Below are 18,405 nucleotides of genomic sequence, written 5' to 3' on the forward strand. Positions count from 1 at the left end.
TGATCTGTCCTCAATAGTCTTCAATATGCGCACGCACATGGCGCATCACGTCTTCGGGCGGTCGGCAGAATTCCGACAATGTCCCGCGCTCGCCGTCGCCAGGTCGGGTGCAGGCAACCATGCCGATCTTGGTGATCGTCAGATTTTCATGGACGGGATCGCAGCGATCGGCCTTCATGCCCGGCAGGACGACCAGATCCTCGTCGCCCCGGAACCGAGCGGCAATCGACCATTCGACCTGAGCGGGATCTTCCGGATCGATATCGTCTTCGACGACGATAACGTGTTTCAAAAGATTGATCTGCCCCATCGCCAGGATGATCGCCCGCTTGCCCTCGCCGAGGCGTGGCCGATGCATGACGATGATCGCATGCAGTCGCCCCATGCCGCCGTCCGTCACCAGAACCCGGCGCACCGCGGGGATGACCCGCTTCAGCGCCTGGCAGCAGACCGCCTCGATCGCAATAGCTCCAAGCAGGCAGTGTTCGGAAGCATAGCCCGGCAGGATCGCTTGATAGACGGCATCGCGGCGGTGGGTGACGCAGGTGATCCTGCCGCCCGTTCCCGGGCCATAGCTGACGTAAAAGCCGTGGAACTCCGAGACTGAGCCTTCCTCGATCAGATCGCCGGCATCGATCTCTCCCTCGAGGACGATTTCCGCTCCCGCCGGGACTTCTAGAGGCACCGTAAGGCAGCGCGTCAGTTGCAACGGCTCACCGAGCATACCGCCAACGACATCATATTCATCATCGCCGAGGCCGAGGTACATTTGCGAACCAAGCAGCACGGCGGGATGATTGCCGATGGCGACGGCGATCGGCAGTTTCTGCCCGAGTTCCCGGGCTTTTTCCGCCAGAAGATTGAGATGGTGGTTCTTGGCGATCCCGACCATGATGCGCCCGCCACCGTCGAGCCGAAGCCGCGCGATGGAAACATTGCGGTGACCGGTTTCCGGATCTTTGGCGACGATAACGCCGGCGGTGATATAGGCCCCGCTTTCGTGCTCGAACCAGGTCGGAACGGGCAAAAGGCGGGCGAGATCGATGGGGTCCTTATGCACGACTTCGTGCAAGGGAGCATTTTCAACCATCACCGGGGAGATAGGCGAGGCAAGCGCCTTCAGAATCATCTTTTGGAGATCCGCCTTTTCGACGCCGAGAAGCCCCGCGACCCTTTCCCGGGAGTTCATGATGTTGCCGACCACCGGCAAAGTGTGGCCAATGACATTGGAAAACAATTGGGCCGGGCCGCGATCCCGCAATGCCAGCACGGCGCCGATTTCGAAGCGGGCGTCGACGGGTCGTTCGATCCGGTGCAACTGGCCAGATGTCTCCAGATATTGCAGGGCGGTGCGGAAGCTCTGATCGGATGAAGGGTTGGACACTGTCATCTCCTAGTCGAATACCGATCGGCTGATGCCGAAGGCGGATTTCACCACATTGACGATCGGAGCCAGATCGAAGACCCGCTGGCCCTCGGTCCCGATCGGAAGCATGGGCAGGAGCTGCTCGACCAGCGGCCGCACGCCGTCACCGAGCGTTTGGATCGGCAGCGCGCGCCGATGGATCGCCCAGACCGCGCAGGCCATCTCGATGGCCACCACATTCCAGGCGGGCACCAGCATTCGCACCGTTTCCGCAACGGATTGCGGCGCATTGCCGGCGACATCCTCGACGCCATCGTCGAGTTGGCCGGAATAGTTCAGCATTGCGGGATGGGCCGCCTGACGGACTGCGCCGACATTCGCGCCGGCGATGTGGCCTAAATTGAGGAACTGGACGCCGCCGATCGCGCCCGGTTCGACGGCAAGGCTGGTCGGCAATCCGGTGAACCCCGGCCACTGTATCTTGTGGATGCGCTGGCCGGATGCCTCGATCACCTTGGCGAGCGCCTGACGCAACGTGTCCATGGCAAGCGCGCAGGCTGTCGTTTCCATGTTGCCATGGGAGATGAAATCGCCGGACGCGGCGTCGATGAGTGGATTGTCGCAGGCCGCCGACAGCTCGGTTTCAAAGATGCCGTATGCGAAATCGAAAGCCGCCTCGGCCGCGCCGTGGATCTGCGGGATGCAGCGGAAACTGAGGGGGTCCTGCAGGAAGCGGGCCTCGCCTTTCTGCCACAGCCGGCTGTTGGCGAGCGACGCGCGCAGAGCGACGCCGACGCGGGTTTGACCGGCTTGTCCGCGTGCGGCATCCACACGAGCGCTCCATGATTGAACATTGCCACGAAAGCCCTCCATCGACATCGCGCCTGCGGCCGTCGCCGCATCGAGAAGCGCTCTTGCCTCCATGATCGCAAGGCTCGCTTCGGCCAGCATCAGGCTATTGGAATTGAGCAGCGATACGGCCTCCTTGGCGGCCAGGCTTCCGACAGGCGAGGGACCTCCGCCGCCGTTGCCGATTGCCGTATTGCCGATCAGCGGCGCTGCAAGCTGGCTCATTGCGACGATATCCGATGCACCGACCGATGATCCAAGCCGCGCCCCTGGCAGATCGTCGGTCTGCAGCCGCGCAAGCAGGCTTTCGACCAATTCGAGGCGGACACCGGAGCGCCCGCGTGCAAAAAGCGAAAGCTGGATCGCAAGCGCGGCGCGGATGACCTCCGGCGGCGCATCGCGTCCAGGCGCAAGCGTCGCATGAGCCGTGATCATCAGATTGTTGTAGCGGGCAATGGCTTCCGTGCTGATGCCGAAGTCCTTCTGGCTGCCGACTCCCGTTGTAATCCCGTAGGCAGGTGTGCCGCTCTCGACCAGCCTGTCGACAACGGCCCGCGCCGAAGCGACCGCCGCGCGTCCCTGTTGCGAGAGATCGACGGTTGCGCGCTGTCTCGCGATCGCTTCGACCTCCCGTAATGTCAGCGGCATGTCGCCGAGAGTGACCGTGGATGGTGCCGTCCCATTCAACTGCATTCTGCTCTTCCGCCTTTCCGCCGTTGCCGATCTTCTCGGGCAACTTTATTGCGGATGTCCGATCCAGACGATATGCTAAAATATGGACACTGGATGCGCGGCGACATCGCAGCGCCGATATCGCTATGGGATGCGAAACGGATGAATATCGCCACCCTGGCCATGACGCTTGCAGTTATGCAGGAGGGATCCGTTCGCGGCGCTGCCCGCTTGCTCGGGCGTCCGGTCTCGACTGTCGCTGCAGCCTTCGAGCGGTTCGAGGCAACGCTTGCGCTAAAATTGGCCCTGCGTGTCGAGGGGGCGCTGTCCTTTACATTGGCTGGCGAGACCTTTGGTCGTTCAATGGCAACCTTCGTCGAGAGGCTTGGGGCCATTGCTTGTATTGCAGAGCCGAAAATTGTCGTCGGTGGCAATGAAGTGCTGATCTGGGCGGCCGGCAGCACGATCTCCGTCGGCGCTCTCTCCCATTTCAACCATGTCGTCCGCGTCGGCAGTGTCCGGCGAGCGGCGCGTGAGCTGGAGATCGGCCAGCCGAACCTGTCGCGTCAAATGCTGCATCTGGAAACAGTGCTTGGCTGCCGCTTGCTGGTAAGGGCGAGCGAAGGCTGCATCCCGACGGCGCAAGGGGCGGCCTTGAACGAGGCAGGGCTTGCCCTGGTCGCCCTGATCGCGGAGCTGACGGCGCCGGCCAAGATGCGGTTTGCGCAAGAGAGCAGGACAGTCAAGCTCGGTACGATCATCCCGATCAGTCACGAAGGCCGCCTTGCCGCGCGACTGGCAAGATTGGTCGCGGAATGGCGAGCTGATGACGCTCGACCGGATCTTCTTGTCAGCAGCACGACTGCGGAAGATCTGCTGGAAGGGCTGAAGTCCGGGCGTTTCGATGTCGTGCTCATCGATATTGCTACCCGTCACAAGCAGTTCGAAAGTCTGGAGATTTTCGCCGCGGAACTGGTGCTGGTCGCACCGTCCGAAACCATGGCCGCAGCCGTCTCGCTCGAGTCCATGCTCTCCGATAATCTGGTGGCTGTCCCCAGCGTGCGCAGTGGATTGCGGCAACAGATCAGCGAGGCGCTGGGGCCGTTGATGGATAACAGCGCGAACGGCGGAATCTCGTCGCTGGTCGAGGTCGACGCGCTATCGATCATCATCCGACTGGTCAGCGATCATGGCTATTTATCGATACTTCCCATGGATACCGTGCCTTCGTTCGTGCGCGAAATCAGCGTCGCCCGGTTGCCGGGAAATCCGCAGGTACGGTTCCACCTGGTATGGCGACGGACACAGGCGGCAAAGAGGATTGCAATGCAGCTTGCCCATTCCTTGACACTATCGGCTTAGCACCGTTCGAGAGCAAAAAGGATTAGTTGATTTCGTCAAACACCAAAGGACTGAATCAGGATTTCACGTCGACAGAACAATCGATTTTTCAACGATATCGATCGGCATTGGTCTTGTTAGACTGGTACGTTCTTCGGTTGAAAATGGATGCTGATGGCCATGCCGCTCGCTGATAGCATTTCGACAACCAGTGAAGGGGAGAGGCGTTCGGAAATGGACGAGTTTGATTATCTGATTGTCGGCGCAGGGTCGGCGGGATGCGTGCTCGCAAGTCGGCTATCGGAAGGCGGTAAATACAGCGTTGCCTTGCTTGAAGCCGGTGGCAGCGAGCTGAATTTTTGGGTGCGGATGCCGATCGGTTACGGCAAGACCTTCTATCACGACCATCTCAACTGGAAATACATGACCGAGCCCGAGCCCGGTATCAACAACCGCCAGAGCTATTGGCCGCGCGGGAAAGTCATTGGCGGGTCGAGTTCGATCAATGCCATGGTGTTCATTCGTGGCCAGGCCGCGGATTTCGATGGCTGGAAAGCGCTTGGTAACGCTGGCTGGGGCTATGACGACGTCCTGCCGGTTTACAGGAGAATGGAGAACAACCTAGCCGGCGCCGATGAATGGCGCGGTCGTGGTGGACCTCTGACCGTCACCAATATCGAGAGCGTCGTTCATCCGCTTTGCAAGAACTATATCGCGGCCGGCGTCGAGGTGGGGTTGACGCACAATCCCGACTTCAACGGTCGCACCCAGGAAGGGATCGGCATCTACCAGATCACCACGCGTAACGGCTTTCGCTGCTCTACGGCGACCGCCTATCTGAACCCGGCGCGTGGCCGGCAAAATCTGAAGGTGATAAAGGAAGCACGGGTTACTCGGCTGTTGTTTGAGGGGAAGCGTGCCGTCGGCGCCGAATATCGGCAGGGCGGCGAGATCAAGCGGCTGAAGGCGCGCCGGGAGGTTATCCTGTCGGCGGGGGCCGTAAACTCGCCACAGATCCTGCAACATTCTGGCGTTGGGGATCCGGATCATCTGAAGCGTCTGGGCATCGAGGTCGTGCATGCCGCGCCACAGGTGGGACGCAACTTGCAGGATCATCTCGGGTTCGACCACCTCTACAAATCCACGAAGCCCACGCTCAACAACGTGCTGCGGCCATGGTGGGGGCGGTTTGCGGTCGGCCTGCAGTATGTGCTGACCCGCAGCGGGCCATTGTCGCTCAGCGTCAATCAGGGCGGCGGCTTCATCCGCTCGAACCCGGAGCGGGCGCATCCCAACATCCAGCTCTATTTCTCGCCGGTGAGCTACACGCGCGCCCAACCCGGAAAGCGTGCGCTCTTGAGCCCGGACGTCTTTCCTGGCTTCCTCGTCGGCGTTTCCAATTGCCATCCGACGAGCCGCGGCTGGTTAGGCATCCGATCCAACGATCCGTTCGCCGCACCCGAAATCCACCCGAACTATCTCTCCACCGACACTGACGTCGCCGAACTGGTCGAAGCCGCGCATTTTCTCAGGCGTCTCTCCAAGGCTGCCCCCTTGCGCGAGATCATCAAGGAGGAAATGAAACCTGGACCGGATCTGGTCAGCGACGAGGAGTTGGCGGCCGATATCCGGGCGCGCAGCGGTTCGGTCTTTCATCCCTGCGGGACCTGCGCCATGGGACCCGATCCGGTATACTCCGTCGTCGACGCGCGGTTGCGGGTGCATGGGCTCGATGGCCTGCGGGTCATCGATGCCTCGATCTTCCCGCGGATCACCTCCGGCAACATCAATGCGCCGACCATCATGGTTGCAGAGAAGGGGGCAGATCTGGTGCTTGCCGACGCCGCCTGAGCGGCTGCCGCCCTGGAATGGGTCGGCGGCAACTCAGTTGCCGCGCTCGGCCCGCATCTGCTTCATGAGCGCTGCGAGCGCCTGGACGCCGGTGGCTATGGTACGCGGCGGTATTGCGCTGAAGCCGAGCACGACGCCCTTCTGCTTGACCGGAGTAATAGCGAAGCGGGAGACCGGCGAGATGAGGATGCCGCGTTCCGCCGCCCGTTGCGCCAGCTCGCCTTCGTTGAAACCGGGGGCAAGCTGGCCGATCGTGTGGAAGCCTGTCTCGCTGGAAGCTACCTCCATCAGGCCGCCCAGATGCTTCGACGCTTCGTCGACAAGCGTCTTGGCACGCTCGGCATAGATCTGGCGCATGCGACGAATATGGCTTGCGAAATGCCCATGCTCGATAAAGCTTGCGACGATCGATTGCAGGCTTGCCGGCGCTCCCTGCAGGGTCGCGCCGGCGACGCGATAGAACACGTCGACAAGCTCGGGCGGCGCCAAGACGTAGCCTAAGCGCAGGGCAGCAAACAACGACTTGGAAAAGCTGCCGACATAGATGACACGGCCGGAGGTATCGACGCTTTTGAGGGTCGGCGGCGGATGACCGGAATAGTGGAACTCGCCGACATAATCATCCTCGATGATCCAGGCGCCGGCCCGCTCGGCTGCGCGAAGAAGCTCGAAACGGCGTGTCAGGCTCATCGTCACGCCAAGCGGATGCTGGTGCGCGGGCGTGACGAAGGCGAGACGGAAGTCGGGCGCGATCCGCAGCCCCTCCGCAACATCGATTCCTTCCTCGTCGATAGGCAGCGGCACGAGCTTGGCGCCCGATGAAATCAGGCTGTTGCGCGCCCCGATGGCGCCGGGATTTTCGATCCAGACCGTGTCGCCCGGATCGAGCAGCATGTTGCCGATGCGATTGAAGGCATCCTGCGCACCATTGAAGATGAAGACCTGTTCGGGATGGCACACGATACCGCGATTGGCGCGCAGGTGGGTCGCGACTGCGCGCCGGAGTTCCATCGCGCCTTCGGCTGGCGGATAGCCAAGTACGAGACCTCTCGGTTGGCGCCAGTAACGAGCGGCAAGACTGGACCAGAGTGCCATTGGAAATTCGTCGAAGGCTGCCATGCCCGTGATGAAGGGACGGGGGCTCTCCGGATGCGAAATGCGCGGGAAATAGTGCTCGGACGCTTCAGAGCTTAGATGCGCGAGACGGGGCGGTCGACGGTTGTCGCCGTCGCCATTCGAAATGGATGGCGCGGGTTGACCGTCGTGCAAAGCGTCCGCCACGAAGGCGCCGGCGCCTATGCTGGAGCGGATCAATCCCTCGGCGGTCAATTGTTCGTAGACGCTGATGGCGGTCGTGCGCGAAATGCGCTGGTCGTTTGCAAGGGTTCGGCTCGAGGGTAGGCGCTGACCGGGTTTCAGTTCCCCTGAGAGGATCATTTCCCGCAATGCGCAACCAAGTTGCACGCTGATCGGTGTCTTCGAGCTGCGATCAAATTGGAGCGTCGGCAGCAGCGCGCCTCCCGGATACTTCACCATATGTTTTTGAGCCTCACTCCACCCGACGAAACTGGCCCGCTATTTTATCCAAAGTGGACCTTATGCCGAGCCGAATTTCTCATGAGTATCGTACCAATTCGCGATGCCCGGCGCCAGCGTCAATGCGACATCCGATATACTGAAGACAATCACGCATGCTTTGCAACCCGAGTGAATGGCTATGAAGATCAAACGCATCGAGACCTTCTGCAACGAATTCGTCGGCTTCGTCCGCGTGACCGACGAGACCGGAGCGCAGGGCTGGGGACAGGTTTCGACCTACCACTCCGACATCACGGCGCAGGTGCTGCACCGGCAGGTGGCGCCCTGGACGCTCGGAGCGGAGATCTCCGACCTTGACGACCATCTTGATCGCATCGCCGAGCGCGAACACAAGTTTCCCGGTTCCTACCTCTGCCGCGCGATGTGCGGATTGGACACGGCGATCTGGGATATGCGCGGCAGGGTCGCCGGCAAGCCGGTCGCGGCTCTGCTCGGCGGTTCGGCCGGCCCGCTGCGCGCCTATGCCTCGTCGATGAAGCGTGACATCACCCCTGCTCAGGAAGCCGAGCGCTTCATGCGGCTGCGCGACCAGTACGGCTTCAGCGCCTTCAAGTTCCGGGTCGGTGCCGAATGCGGACGTGATCAGGACGAGTGGCCAAACCGTACCGAGGAAATCATTCCAACGATCGCCAAGGCGCTCGGCGCCCCGGGCGTCGATCTGCTGGCCGACGGCAATTCCTGTTATTCGCCGGCCCGCGCCATCGAGGTTGGCCGCATCATGGAGGATAACGGCCTCGCCCATTTCGAGGAACCGTGTCCATACTGGCTGCTGGAGCAGACGAAGGAAGTGACCGACGCGCTTTCCATCGACGTGACTGGCGGCGAACAAGATTGCGATCTGCAAGTCTGGAAGCGCATGATCGATATGCGCGCGGTCGACATCGTACAGCCCGATATCTGCTATCTCGGCGGTATCAACCGTACGATGCGCGTGGTGCGCATGGCGGCAGACGCCGGGTTGCCGGTTACGCCGCATGCCGCCAATTGGTCGATGGTGACGCTGTTTACCATGCACCTGCTGCGGGCGATTCCGAACGGCGGCAAATACCTGGAATTCTCGATCGAAGGGGCTGACTATTATCCCTGGCAGTACGGGCTTTTCCGCAAGTCGCCCTATGACATCGTCGACGGCAAGGCTTTCGTTACAGACGAACCCGGTTGGGGTGTCGAAATTGATCCCGAATGGCTTGCCAAGTCCACCTATCACGTGAGCGAGATGAATTAGGATGACAACGGACGCACTGATTGCCGAGTACTTTGCTTCCGGGACCCTGCAGGGCCTGCCGCAGGATCATTTCATCGATGGCGCGTTCACGCGGGCTGTCGCCAACCGCAAGATGGATACGTTCGATCCGGGCGCCGCGCGCGCCTTCCATAGCTTCGCAGCCGGCGATGCCAACGACATCGATCATGCGGTTGCCGCTGCCAAGCGCGCACAACGTGCATGGGGCCGGATGAAACCGTCGGCGCGTGGTGCGATCCTGCAGCGCACCGCGCAATTGATCCGCGCCGAGGCGGGGCGGCTTGCCGTCGTCGAAAGCCTCGATAGCGGCAAGACGCTGACGGAAGCGGAAGGCGATGTGGCGGGTGCGGCACGTTGCTTCGACTATTATGCCGGCGCGGCCGACAAGCTCCAGGGCGACAGCTTTCCGATTGGCGCCGATTACGTTGCCTTCTCCTCGCAGGAGCCGGTCGGCGTCACGGCTCACATCATTCCCTGGAACTATCCGTTGTCGACGGCCGCGCGCGGCATCGCGCCGGCACTCGCCGCGGGCTGCACCGTGGTTGCCAAGCCCGCCGAGCAGACGCCGCTGACGGCGCTCATGCTCGCTGATATCCTTTATCGTGCCGGCCTTCCCGCCGGGGTGTGCAATGTCGTGACCGGGACGGGGATCGAGGTCGGCTCGCCGCTCGTCGCTCATCCCGACGTTCGTCATGTGACTTTTACCGGCTCAGTGCGCACAGGCATCGGCGTCATGCAGGCTGCCGCGCCGAACGTCACGAGCGTCGTGCTCGAACTCGGCGGCAAATCGCCGGTCGTCGTCATGGCGGACGCAAACCTCGAAGCTGCGATCGAAGGCATCCTGGGTGCGATCTATGAAAATGCCGGGCAGATATGCTCGGCCGGTTCGCGCCTTGTGGTGGAGCGCGCCGTACATCAGGAGCTTGTCGACCGACTTGCAACGCGAGCCTCGGCGTTGAAACCGGGTCACGGCCTGCGTCGCCCGGATGTCGGTGCATTGAATTCCGCGGCACATCTGGAAAAAGTTGCCGGTTATGTCGAGGCGGCAAAGGCGCGTGGCATTGCGATTGCCGCCGGTGGCGCACGGACGGTCGATCCGCAAAGCGGCCAGGGCTGGTTCTTTCAGCCTACCATTCTCGACAAAGTGACGCCTGAAGATCCGGTCATCCAGGAGGAAATCTTTGGACCTGTGCTGTCAGTCCAGGTGGTTGATGGCGAGGAGGAGGCGGTTGCCGCCGCCAATGGAACGTCCTTCGGCCTCGTTGCCGGCATCTATACGCGGGACTTTGCAACCGCTCATCGCATGGCGCGCGATATCGATGCAGGGCAGGTCTACATCAACGAGTATTTTGCCGGAGGCATCGAGGTGCCGTTCGGGGGCAACAAGCTTTCAGGTTTCGGCCGGGAGAAGGGTCTGGAGGCGCTGCGCAGCTATACGCGCGTCAAGAGCGTAGCTGCGAAGATTTCCGAATAGCCGATCAGAGTGGAACCCTGATCTGCGGAAAGTGGACCTTTTCGAAGGGCCAGTTTCGAACATGATGCAAGTCATGCCTATGGGAAGGCGATCACGAGAGCGAATGCTCCGGAGTCAATAATCGGGAATACCCGAGGGCCGATTGGGGCGGCCGTTAAAGGAGGAAGATCATGAAGAAGCTTACCATTGCCGCCGCGGCAACGACGGCGCTTGCACTGCTTATCGGTACCGACATCGCTCAGGCCGAAACCTTGCGCCTGCTGACCTGGGGCGGTTACGCACCCGACAATGTCGTGCAGCTCTTCGAGAAGGAAAATCCCGACATTGAGGTCGAGGTAACCCTCTCGAACAACGAGGAAATCATCGCGAAGCTTCGCGCCACGGGCGGTGCCGGATACGACCTGGCACAGCCGAGCCACGACCGCATCTTCGCGGCGCAGAAGGAATACAAGATCTACAAGCCGATGGATCTGTCGAAGATCAATACGTCGGAGATGGCGCCAAACCTGCTCGACGGGGTAAAGGCGAACGCCACGATCGATGGCAAGGTCTATGCCGTGCCGCATCAATGGGGCACGTCTGGCCTGGTTGCCGACATCTCCAAGGCGCCTGATGTGAAGGGCTGGGATGACCTTTGCAATCCGCAGTACAAGGGCCGCACCTCGATGCGCCTGAAGCGCACCATCCTGCTCGGCACCGCTTTCTCGCTCGGCATCGATCCGTTTGCGCTCTACGGCAAACCGGATGAGTATCAGAAGATGCTCGACAAGGTCACGGACAAGCTGATCGCGTGCAAGGCCAATGTGAAGACCTACTGGAATGGCGGTGACGATCTGTCGACGCTATTGCTCTCCGGCGAAGTCGTCGCCTCGGAAGCCTGGGATTCCACGGCGTTCAAGCTGTACGGCCAGAACCACAATATCGTCTACGTCCCGCCGAAGACTGGCGCGCTTGCCTGGATCGACACCTTCGCCATCCCGCGCAAGGGCGAAGCGGATGATGCCGCCTACAAGTGGATCAATTTCGTCATGCGTCCCGACATCGTCAAGCTGATGTCGAATTCCACGGGTGCGATCTCGGCGGTCAAGAACGGCATCGATCTGCTGCCCGACGACAAGAAGGCTGCGGTAAAGGCCGCCTTCAAGGACGAGGATCTCGCAAATCTCAAGTTCTTCGCCAACATTCCTCCTGGTATCGAGGACATGGAAGGCAAGTCGCTGGAACGCATCAAGGCGGCGACCTCGAACTAACGAGTGATGCGGGGCCGTTATCTGCCGCGCTTTCGATCCGATGCCAGCCCTTCGGTATCCAATAGGGGCTGGCATATTCTCATACGCATCCAGTGAACTGCGACGTGCTTCGATGTCGACCTTGATCGGAGGGCATCGATGCAGCGGACAACGACCGGAAAGCCTTAATGTATGATCTTCAATGCGAGGGCCTGACCAAGAAGTTCGGCGCCTATACGGCCGTCAGCGGCATCGACTTCGCCGTGCCGTCCGGTTCCTTCTTTTCCATCCTTGGGCCTTCCGGCTGTGGCAAGACCACGCTGATGCGCATGATTGCCGGCTTCGAAACCCCGACAAGCGGCAATATCCGCATCAAGGGAAACTCGGTGCTGGCAACGCCGCCGAACAAGCGCAACGTCAAGATGGTGTTCCAGCATCTGGCGCTGTTTCCGATGATGAATGTCGGCGAGAACATTGCCTATGGACTGCGTTGCCGCGGCGAGAATAAGGCGGATATCGCCAGGAAGGTTCGCGCCGTGCTGGAGCGCATCGGCCTGCCGGGGGTCGAGGAAAAGCAGGTGTCGCAGCTGTCCGGCGGACAGAAGCAGCGCATAGCGATCGCCCGTTGCATGGTGCTGGAGCCGGATGTGCTGCTGCTTGACGAGCCGCTCGGCGCGCTCGATCTCAAACTGCGCGAACGCATGAAGATCGAGCTGAAGCTCCTGCAGCATCAATTCGACACCACCTTTCTCTATATCACCCACGACCAATCCGAAGCGCTGTTGATGTCGGATAATGTGGCCGTGATGAATGCAGGCCGTTTCGAGCAGATCGGTTCGCCGCAGGAGCTTTACAACGATCCGAAGACCGGCTTCGTCGCAGGCTTCGTCGGCGACAGCAACCGCTGGCCCGGCCGCGTTTCGCGTGTGGCGAGCGGCATGGCCGAGATCGAGATTGACGGCGGTCGCGTGATCGCATGCGCAGGCGATGACAAGGTTGCGGCCGGCGCCAAGGTCGAGTTGTTCGTTCGCCCGGAAGTGATCACGCTCGCTGCGACGGGCGAAGGCAACCACCTTGGCGGCGTCGTCGACAGCCTGCTCTTCAACGGGGCGGCAAGCCGCGTGCTGGTGCGCATGAATGGCGGTGCACTGATAGAAGTCGGGCATGCCGTCAGGGGCGAAACGACGCCGATCGCGGCGGGTGACGCGGTGACCGTCGGCTGGCGGCACGAATTCGGCCGCTGCTTCAGCGTTTCGGGATGATGCCCATGCCTCGCACCGACATCGGTAAACTCTCTCTCATCATGCTGTTTGCGCCCTTTGCGCTCTGGATCGGCCTTCTCATCGTCCTGCCGCAGATCGGCATCGGTTATCTGTCGTTGCGCGAGAAGATCGGGCCGGGGGAATATACGTTCGGCTTTTCCAATTACGTCGACTTCTTCCGCGAACCCGTTTACTGGAACACGCTGTTGCGCACCGCATGGATGTCGATCCTGGTGACGTTGATGGCGCTTCTCGTCGGTTTCCCTGTCGCCTATTACATCGCCAAGATCGCCCGCCGCCGGTCGCGCGCAGCTCTCTTTCTGATGTGCCTCATCCCGCTCTGGGTGAGCGACCTGGTGCGAGCCTTCGGCTGGATAGTGCTGTTGCGCGAAACGGGATTGCTTTCGAAGCTGCTCCAGACGCTCGGGCTTGTGCATGGTCCGATCGAACTGCTCTACAATGATGTCACCGTTATCATCGGCCTCGTCTATACCGTCGTCCTCTTCATGATCGTGCCGCTCGTCTCGACGCTCGACGGCATGGACGATTCTCTGATCGAGGCGGGCTATAATCTCGGCGGAAGCCGCTTCACGGTCTTCCGTCGGATCGTCGTTCCCTATGCTGTGCCCGGCATTGTTGCCGGCTGCATCATCGTCTTCATGCTGACGGCCGGAAGCTATCTGACGCCGATCTTGCTTGGCGGCAAGAACAGCATGTGGTTCACCGAGCAGATCTACGATCAGTTCGTGACGCGCTACAACTGGGAGTCCGGCGCTACGTTCGGTGTGCTCCTGCTCGTCTTCACCTCACTTGTAGTCTGGCTTGGCCTGCGTCTTACCGGCCAGAACCTCGCTTCCACCGTTGCGAAGGAATAGCAATGAACGTTGCTGCACCCCAATCACCGCTATTGCGTTGGGTCTATCGCGGATACATGCTTGCCTTCTTCATCTATCTGGCGGCGCCGCTTGTTGCGGCCGGCATGTTCGCTTTCAACGATTCGCTCTTTCCTGCATTACCGTGGAACGGCTTTACCCTCGACTGGTTCTTTGGCACCACAGAACCAAAGCTCGGCATGTTTCATGACAGACGCCTGCTGCAAGGGCTCGGAAATTCCTTCGTCATTGGGCTGATCGTTTCGGCGATGGCGGTCGCGGCCGGCACGTCGAATGCCTTTCTGTTCGAGCGCAAGCAGTTTCCGGGCAAGAGCTTTTTCTATGTGCTGATGATTGTGCCCCTGGTCATTCCGGGCGTGATCCTTGGTATTTCCATACTCGTCTTTGCAAGCATGATTGCCAACGGGCTCGAGGACAATCTTGACATCTCTCTGGACTTCCTGCGCCCGGGCATGCTGCTCGTCATCCTGGGGCAGTTTTCGTTCCTGACGACCATCACGACGCTGGTGATCGGCGCGCGGCTGCGCAAATTCGACATTGCGCTCGAGGAAGCCGCCTCCAATCTCGGCGCTACCCGCATGCGGGTGCTGAGGACAGTGACGCTGCCTTATCTTGCGCCAGCGCTTTTTTCGGCGTTTGTCGTCGCTTTCCTCGTGTCCTTCGAGAATTTCAACACGACCCTGATGTTGGTCGGCTCGGACTCTCCGTTGACGATCACCATGTACGATCGCATGGTCAAAGTCGGTTCTACGCCAGTGCTGAACGCCGTCTCCTTCGTCCTCATGGTCGGTTCCGGCCTCCTTGCGCTCCTCAGCGTCGTGGTCCAACGAGACAAAGCCCACACGTCCTAACTCATCTGTGATTGCTGCCCGTAGAGCTCACGAACGACGACGCTATTCAGCACTTGCTGTGATCCGGGCCGATGTCCTATCACGGCTTACAGGTGAGCCATGGAAGTCGTCGGAGACGACGACAGAGCAATTTCGGAGATGAAGTTCACTAAGGGTTTGCCGTAGCCGGTAGTTAACCTGAAACTTTGAGAGAACACATAGGCTCTATGCTCATCTGCAATGGCTGCGTAAAGCTGTTCGCTGGAGCTACCAGGCATCAAAACCATCGATAATCGAATCGGGGACGCGCCCATGGGAAACGTCGCTGAAAGCGTGATCGAGAATATCGATCGCCTGGTCGATCTCTTCTTCGGTGATCGTCAGCGGTGGCGTGATTTCCAGAACGTTGCCGTTCATTCCGACGTAATAGAGCACGAGCCCAAGCTCATAGGCGCGATAGATGAGTTTCATCGTTTCGTGCTTGGCTGGCGTTCGGCTTTCACCCTCCTTGACGAGTTCGACGCCGCAGGCAAGCCCGCGACCACGGACATTACCGATGAGTGGGTACCTTTCGGCAAGTCGCAGCAACGCGCGATAAAGCCTCTCTCCCTTGTGCCGGGCCGCCTCGGTGAGTTGCTGTTTCTCGATCGCATTAAGAACGGCACTCCCGGCTGCGGCGCAGACGGGATTTCCGTGCAGTGTCTGCATGGCAAAGGCGCTTGCGCAGTCCAGGATACTGGACGGTGCGATGACCGCGGACAGCGGCAGGCCTCCGCCCAGACCCTTGCCTAGGACCAGAATATCCGGAACGAAGCCCTCATGTTCGAAACAATGAAACTTGCCGCTGCGGCCGAGACCGACTTTCACTTCGTCGCAGACGACGAGTATGTCGTGTTCTCGGCAAAGCGCCGCAAATTTTTGAAGGAAGCCTTCCGGGGGAACGACCACGCCACCATCGGAAAGGATCGGCTCGATGAATGCGGCGGCAAATGATCCGGGCGTGGCCTCATTCAACCTCGCTCGAAAAAAGTCAAGAACGGCGTCGCCGCTGCAGTCGTCACGATAGGGCCGGTAGGGGTCGGGATAGGGAAGTTGCAGCAACCCTTCCGTCTTTGCGGCTCCCGCCTGGACGGTGTGCCCGGAAAATGCCATGGAGCCGATAGTGCAGCCGTGATAGGCCCCGGAGAAGGCGACGATGCCGCTGCGCCCGGTCGCCTTCGTCACGGCCCTAAAGACCGCTTCGTTGGCGTCGGAGCCCGAGTGGCCGAACCAGACCTTATGTGTGTCCTTGCCCGGAAAGGATGCCAGCAGCCTTTCGGCCAAGGCTACGGCCGGCTCGTTCGAGGCTGACAGAATGCTTGCGCCTGCGGGGTTGGCGACTGCACGCGATACCGCCTCGACGATCGCTGGGTGGCCGTAGCCGAGGCTCGCGGCACCCCATGCGCCGGAAAAATCGATGAGCTCCCGACCGCTTTCCTCGATCAGTCTGGCGCCTTTGCCCCCGGCGACCGCCAGAGGGAAGAAGCGCAGCTTCTGCAAGGAGCCGATGGCTTTGCCATCGCGTTCGTAGAGCAGTTCCGTCATTCGGCGCATTCCTCAAGCGCTGTTTCAAGGCAATGGGTAAGGCGCACGCCCCATTTGCGCACGCCCTCCAACGTATCGATGAGGTCGTGGCGCACCTCGATCAGAGCGCCGGGAAGTCCCCTTTCGTCCGCATGCACCGGTACCGTGTAGTCTTCGTCCGGATGGATATGGTACGGCTCGTTGTCGCCGACGGTGAGCTCTGGATCGGCACTCAAGGAGGCGATCAGCGACCGGGCAAAAGGCACGGCATCTCGATAGAGGATACCTGCTTGCCACGGGCGCCGATTGCCGAAGTAAACCGGCGTGAAGCTGTGGATGCCGACGACCAGCGTTCGCTTTCCCTCGGCCTGCCTTAGGTCCAGCCGCCTCGAAATCGCATCGGCGAAGGGTTTGAACAGGACATCGACGCGATGGGCCTTCTCCTCGGCACTCAGATCGAGATTGCCCGGCACTGTCGTCGTCTCGCTGATTTCCGGAATGGCCGAAGGCACGCCCAGCGGTCGATTGCAGTCGATGACAAGGCGCGAGTAGTTGGCCATGAACAAGGGCGCGTCGAGCGCTTGGCTCAAATATTGAGAAAGCGCGGAGACACCGATGTCCCAGGCGATATGACGCTGACGTTCGCTTTCCGGCAGACCTAGATCGCCGAGTGCGCGGGGAATGCGGTTGGACGCATGTTCGCACACAAGGAGATAGGGTGATCTGCCATCAGGGTTGACGACCGCGTAAGGCGGCGGTTCGTCGATGGCGAGCAATGGCTGTTGCGGGTCGTGCCGCCACCGGTTTTCCTGGCGTTTGATGGCCGTGGTCGATGTCATGATCCATCCATCAATCAATATACGGAGGCGTAACGGGCGCAGAGCGCTTCGGAAGAAAGATCGCCGACGATCTCGATCTCCTTGCGCTTCATGGCGAAGTAGCAATCGAGGAAGTCCTTGGAGAACCAGCCGGTCACGGTTTCGTCGGCGGCCAGCGTATCGAGGGCTTCGGAAAGGCTTGACGGAAGACGGCGGATACCGAGCTTGACCTGTTCTTCCATCGAGAAATTCGAAGGGTCCGAGTTGATCAAGGGAGGCTGCTCTAGCCCGGCCCGAATACCTTCGAGACCCGCCTTGAGGACGACGGCCAGCGACAGGTGCGGGCTGGCGCAGGCGTCGGCGGCGCGATACTCCATATTGAACTGTTTGGCGGGATCGCTGCCGGGTAGGTCCAGCGTCGGGCAGATGCGCAGCGTCGCTTCGCGATTCTTTTCGCCGAGGCAGGTGAAGGCGGCGCTCCAGTGATGCGGCACGAGGCGCATATAGGAGAGCACCGAGGGTGCCGTAAATGCTGCAAGTGCCGGCAGGTGCCTGATGACACCGGCCGCGAACGATCCGGCAATCTTGGAAAGCCGCCCCGGACGCGATGCGTCGAATGTGACCGGATTACCCTGAAGATCGGTAAAGCTCACATGCAGATGCACGCCGTTGCCGACGCCGTTCGGGTCGGTCTTCGGCGCGAAGCTGGCGTTCCAGCCGAAGAGCGCCGCCACTTCCTTGGTGACGGCGCGAATGGTCGCGCCTCGGTCGGCGGCTGCAAGAGCAGGCGCGGGGCGGCAGGTGATTTCAAATTGATCCTTGCCGTATTCCGGCAGGAACATTTCCGGCTCCGCGCCGGCTTCCTTCAGCGCCGTCATCAGCAGCGGACCGAAGGGCTCGGCGCGGCGCTGTGCGCGCAGACCGAAGGAGGGGGCAGCCGGCCAGTCGACGCCAAGAAGCTGGAATTCTTGTTCGACTGCGGCGACAACCTTGAGCCCGGCCTCGCGCTCGAATTCCGAAATCGTTGCCTTCAAGAAACTGCGCACGCAGCATTCCCAGGGCTCACCCTTCAGATTGGTGATATCGGAGTGATAGAAATGCAGCGGTGTGACGTCGGGCAGGCAGGTGACGCGCGCTTTGCTGTCGGGATCCGCCATCAGCCGGAGATCACCGGACGAGCCCCAGGGGTTGGGATCGGCAATCAGATCGAATGGCGTCAGTGCCAGGTTGGCCGGCACCCAGCCGACGCCCTTGCGCAGGTAGCTGTCGATCTCGGCGGCAGCAAAGCTGCGGCCTCGGGTGATGCCGGCGATGTCGGTTGTGACGAAGGTGGCAAGCTCCATCAGGTCGGAGGTCGCCTTGCCGTTGCTGTTGTCGCTCATGAGTTCCCCTTGTTTAATGTCTGCGAAAGAAGC

14 protein-coding genes are annotated in these 18,405 nt (G+C 60.8%); 8 read left to right on the forward strand and 6 right to left on the reverse strand.

Annotated elements, in window-relative coordinates:
- Positions 1-10: 10 nt before the first annotated feature.
- Together BJ928_RS10050 and BJ928_RS10055 are read right to left on the reverse strand one after the other, a co-directional pair.
- Positions 11-1,384, reverse strand: coding sequence for a UbiD family decarboxylase (locus tag BJ928_RS10050; protein ID WP_245432271.1), 1,374 nt, complete (start codon positions 1,382-1,384; stop codon positions 11-13).
- Between the two features lie 9 nt (positions 1,385-1,393).
- A complete protein-coding gene (locus tag BJ928_RS10055; protein ID WP_047631637.1) occupies positions 1,394-2,908 on the reverse strand; it encodes an aromatic amino acid lyase in 1,515 nt (504 codons plus the stop codon).
- Between the two features lie 141 nt (positions 2,909-3,049).
- Here BJ928_RS10055 and BJ928_RS10060 point away from each other — a divergent pair, with 141 nt between their 5' ends.
- Entirely contained in the window at positions 3,050-4,249 is a 1,200-nt protein-coding gene (locus BJ928_RS10060; protein ID WP_183079386.1) for a LysR family transcriptional regulator, read from the forward strand.
- Positions 4,250-4,462: 213 nt separating this feature from the next.
- Positions 4,463-6,079 carry a choline dehydrogenase gene (locus BJ928_RS10065; protein ID WP_047631905.1) on the forward strand — a complete coding sequence of 539 codons (1,617 nt, stop codon included), beginning with the start codon at positions 4,463-4,465 and terminating at the stop codon, positions 6,077-6,079.
- Between the two features lie 33 nt (positions 6,080-6,112).
- Here the strand turns inward: BJ928_RS10065 and BJ928_RS10070 are convergent, their stop codons facing one another.
- Positions 6,113-7,615 (reverse strand): PLP-dependent aminotransferase family protein, encoded by a 1,503-nt coding sequence (locus BJ928_RS10070; protein WP_052227704.1) that lies wholly within the window; start codon positions 7,613-7,615, stop codon positions 6,113-6,115.
- Between the two features lie 181 nt (positions 7,616-7,796).
- Here BJ928_RS10070 and BJ928_RS10075 point away from each other — a divergent pair, with 181 nt between their 5' ends.
- The 6 genes from BJ928_RS10075 to BJ928_RS10100 all read left to right on the forward strand — a co-directional run bounded on the left by BJ928_RS10075 (position 7,797) and on the right by BJ928_RS10100 (position 14,630).
- On the forward strand, positions 7,797-8,903 hold the full coding sequence (locus BJ928_RS10075; RefSeq protein ID WP_047631903.1) for a mandelate racemase/muconate lactonizing enzyme family protein: 1,107 nt from the start codon (positions 7,797-7,799) through the stop codon (positions 8,901-8,903).
- A gap of 1 nt (position 8,904) precedes the next feature.
- Positions 8,905-10,395 carry an aldehyde dehydrogenase family protein gene (locus BJ928_RS10080; protein WP_047631635.1) on the forward strand — a complete coding sequence of 497 codons (1,491 nt, stop codon included), beginning with the start codon at positions 8,905-8,907 and terminating at the stop codon, positions 10,393-10,395.
- A 170-nt stretch (positions 10,396-10,565) separates the two neighbouring features.
- Positions 10,566-11,645, forward strand: a complete 1,080-nt coding sequence (locus BJ928_RS10085; RefSeq protein WP_047631634.1) for an extracellular solute-binding protein — start codon at positions 10,566-10,568, stop codon at positions 11,643-11,645.
- Between the two features lie 167 nt (positions 11,646-11,812).
- The gene (locus BJ928_RS10090; RefSeq protein ID WP_047631633.1) at positions 11,813-12,886 is read left to right on the forward strand and encodes an ABC transporter ATP-binding protein; all 1,074 of its coding nucleotides are present in this window, start codon (positions 11,813-11,815) and stop codon (positions 12,884-12,886) included.
- Between the two features lie 5 nt (positions 12,887-12,891).
- On the forward strand, positions 12,892-13,761 hold the full coding sequence (locus tag BJ928_RS10095; RefSeq protein ID WP_047631632.1) for an ABC transporter permease: 870 nt from the start codon (positions 12,892-12,894) through the stop codon (positions 13,759-13,761).
- A gap of 2 nt (positions 13,762-13,763) precedes the next feature.
- Positions 13,764-14,630 carry an ABC transporter permease gene (locus BJ928_RS10100; RefSeq protein WP_047631631.1) on the forward strand — a complete coding sequence of 289 codons (867 nt, stop codon included), beginning with the start codon at positions 13,764-13,766 and terminating at the stop codon, positions 14,628-14,630.
- 246 nt (positions 14,631-14,876) lie between these two features.
- Here the strand turns inward: BJ928_RS10100 and BJ928_RS10105 are convergent, their stop codons facing one another.
- From BJ928_RS10105 to BJ928_RS10115, 3 genes are read right to left on the reverse strand one after another with little or no spacing between them, the layout of a single operon-like run.
- Positions 14,877-16,193 carry an aspartate aminotransferase family protein gene (locus BJ928_RS10105; protein ID WP_047631630.1) on the reverse strand — a complete coding sequence of 439 codons (1,317 nt, stop codon included), beginning with the start codon at positions 16,191-16,193 and terminating at the stop codon, positions 14,877-14,879.
- Positions 16,190-17,011, reverse strand: a complete 822-nt coding sequence (locus BJ928_RS10110; protein WP_047631629.1) for an N-formylglutamate amidohydrolase — start codon at positions 17,009-17,011, stop codon at positions 16,190-16,192. The genes BJ928_RS10105 and BJ928_RS10110 overlap by 4 nt, the downstream gene beginning before the upstream one ends.
- A gap of 14 nt (positions 17,012-17,025) precedes the next feature.
- Entirely contained in the window at positions 17,026-18,372 is a 1,347-nt protein-coding gene (locus BJ928_RS10115; RefSeq protein WP_047631628.1) for a glutamine synthetase family protein, read from the reverse strand.
- Positions 18,373-18,405: the final 33 nt, after the last annotated feature.

Source organism: Rhizobium sp. WW_1 (assembly GCF_003610155.1).
GTDB lineage: Bacteria > Pseudomonadota > Alphaproteobacteria > Rhizobiales > Rhizobiaceae > Rhizobium > Rhizobium tropici_A.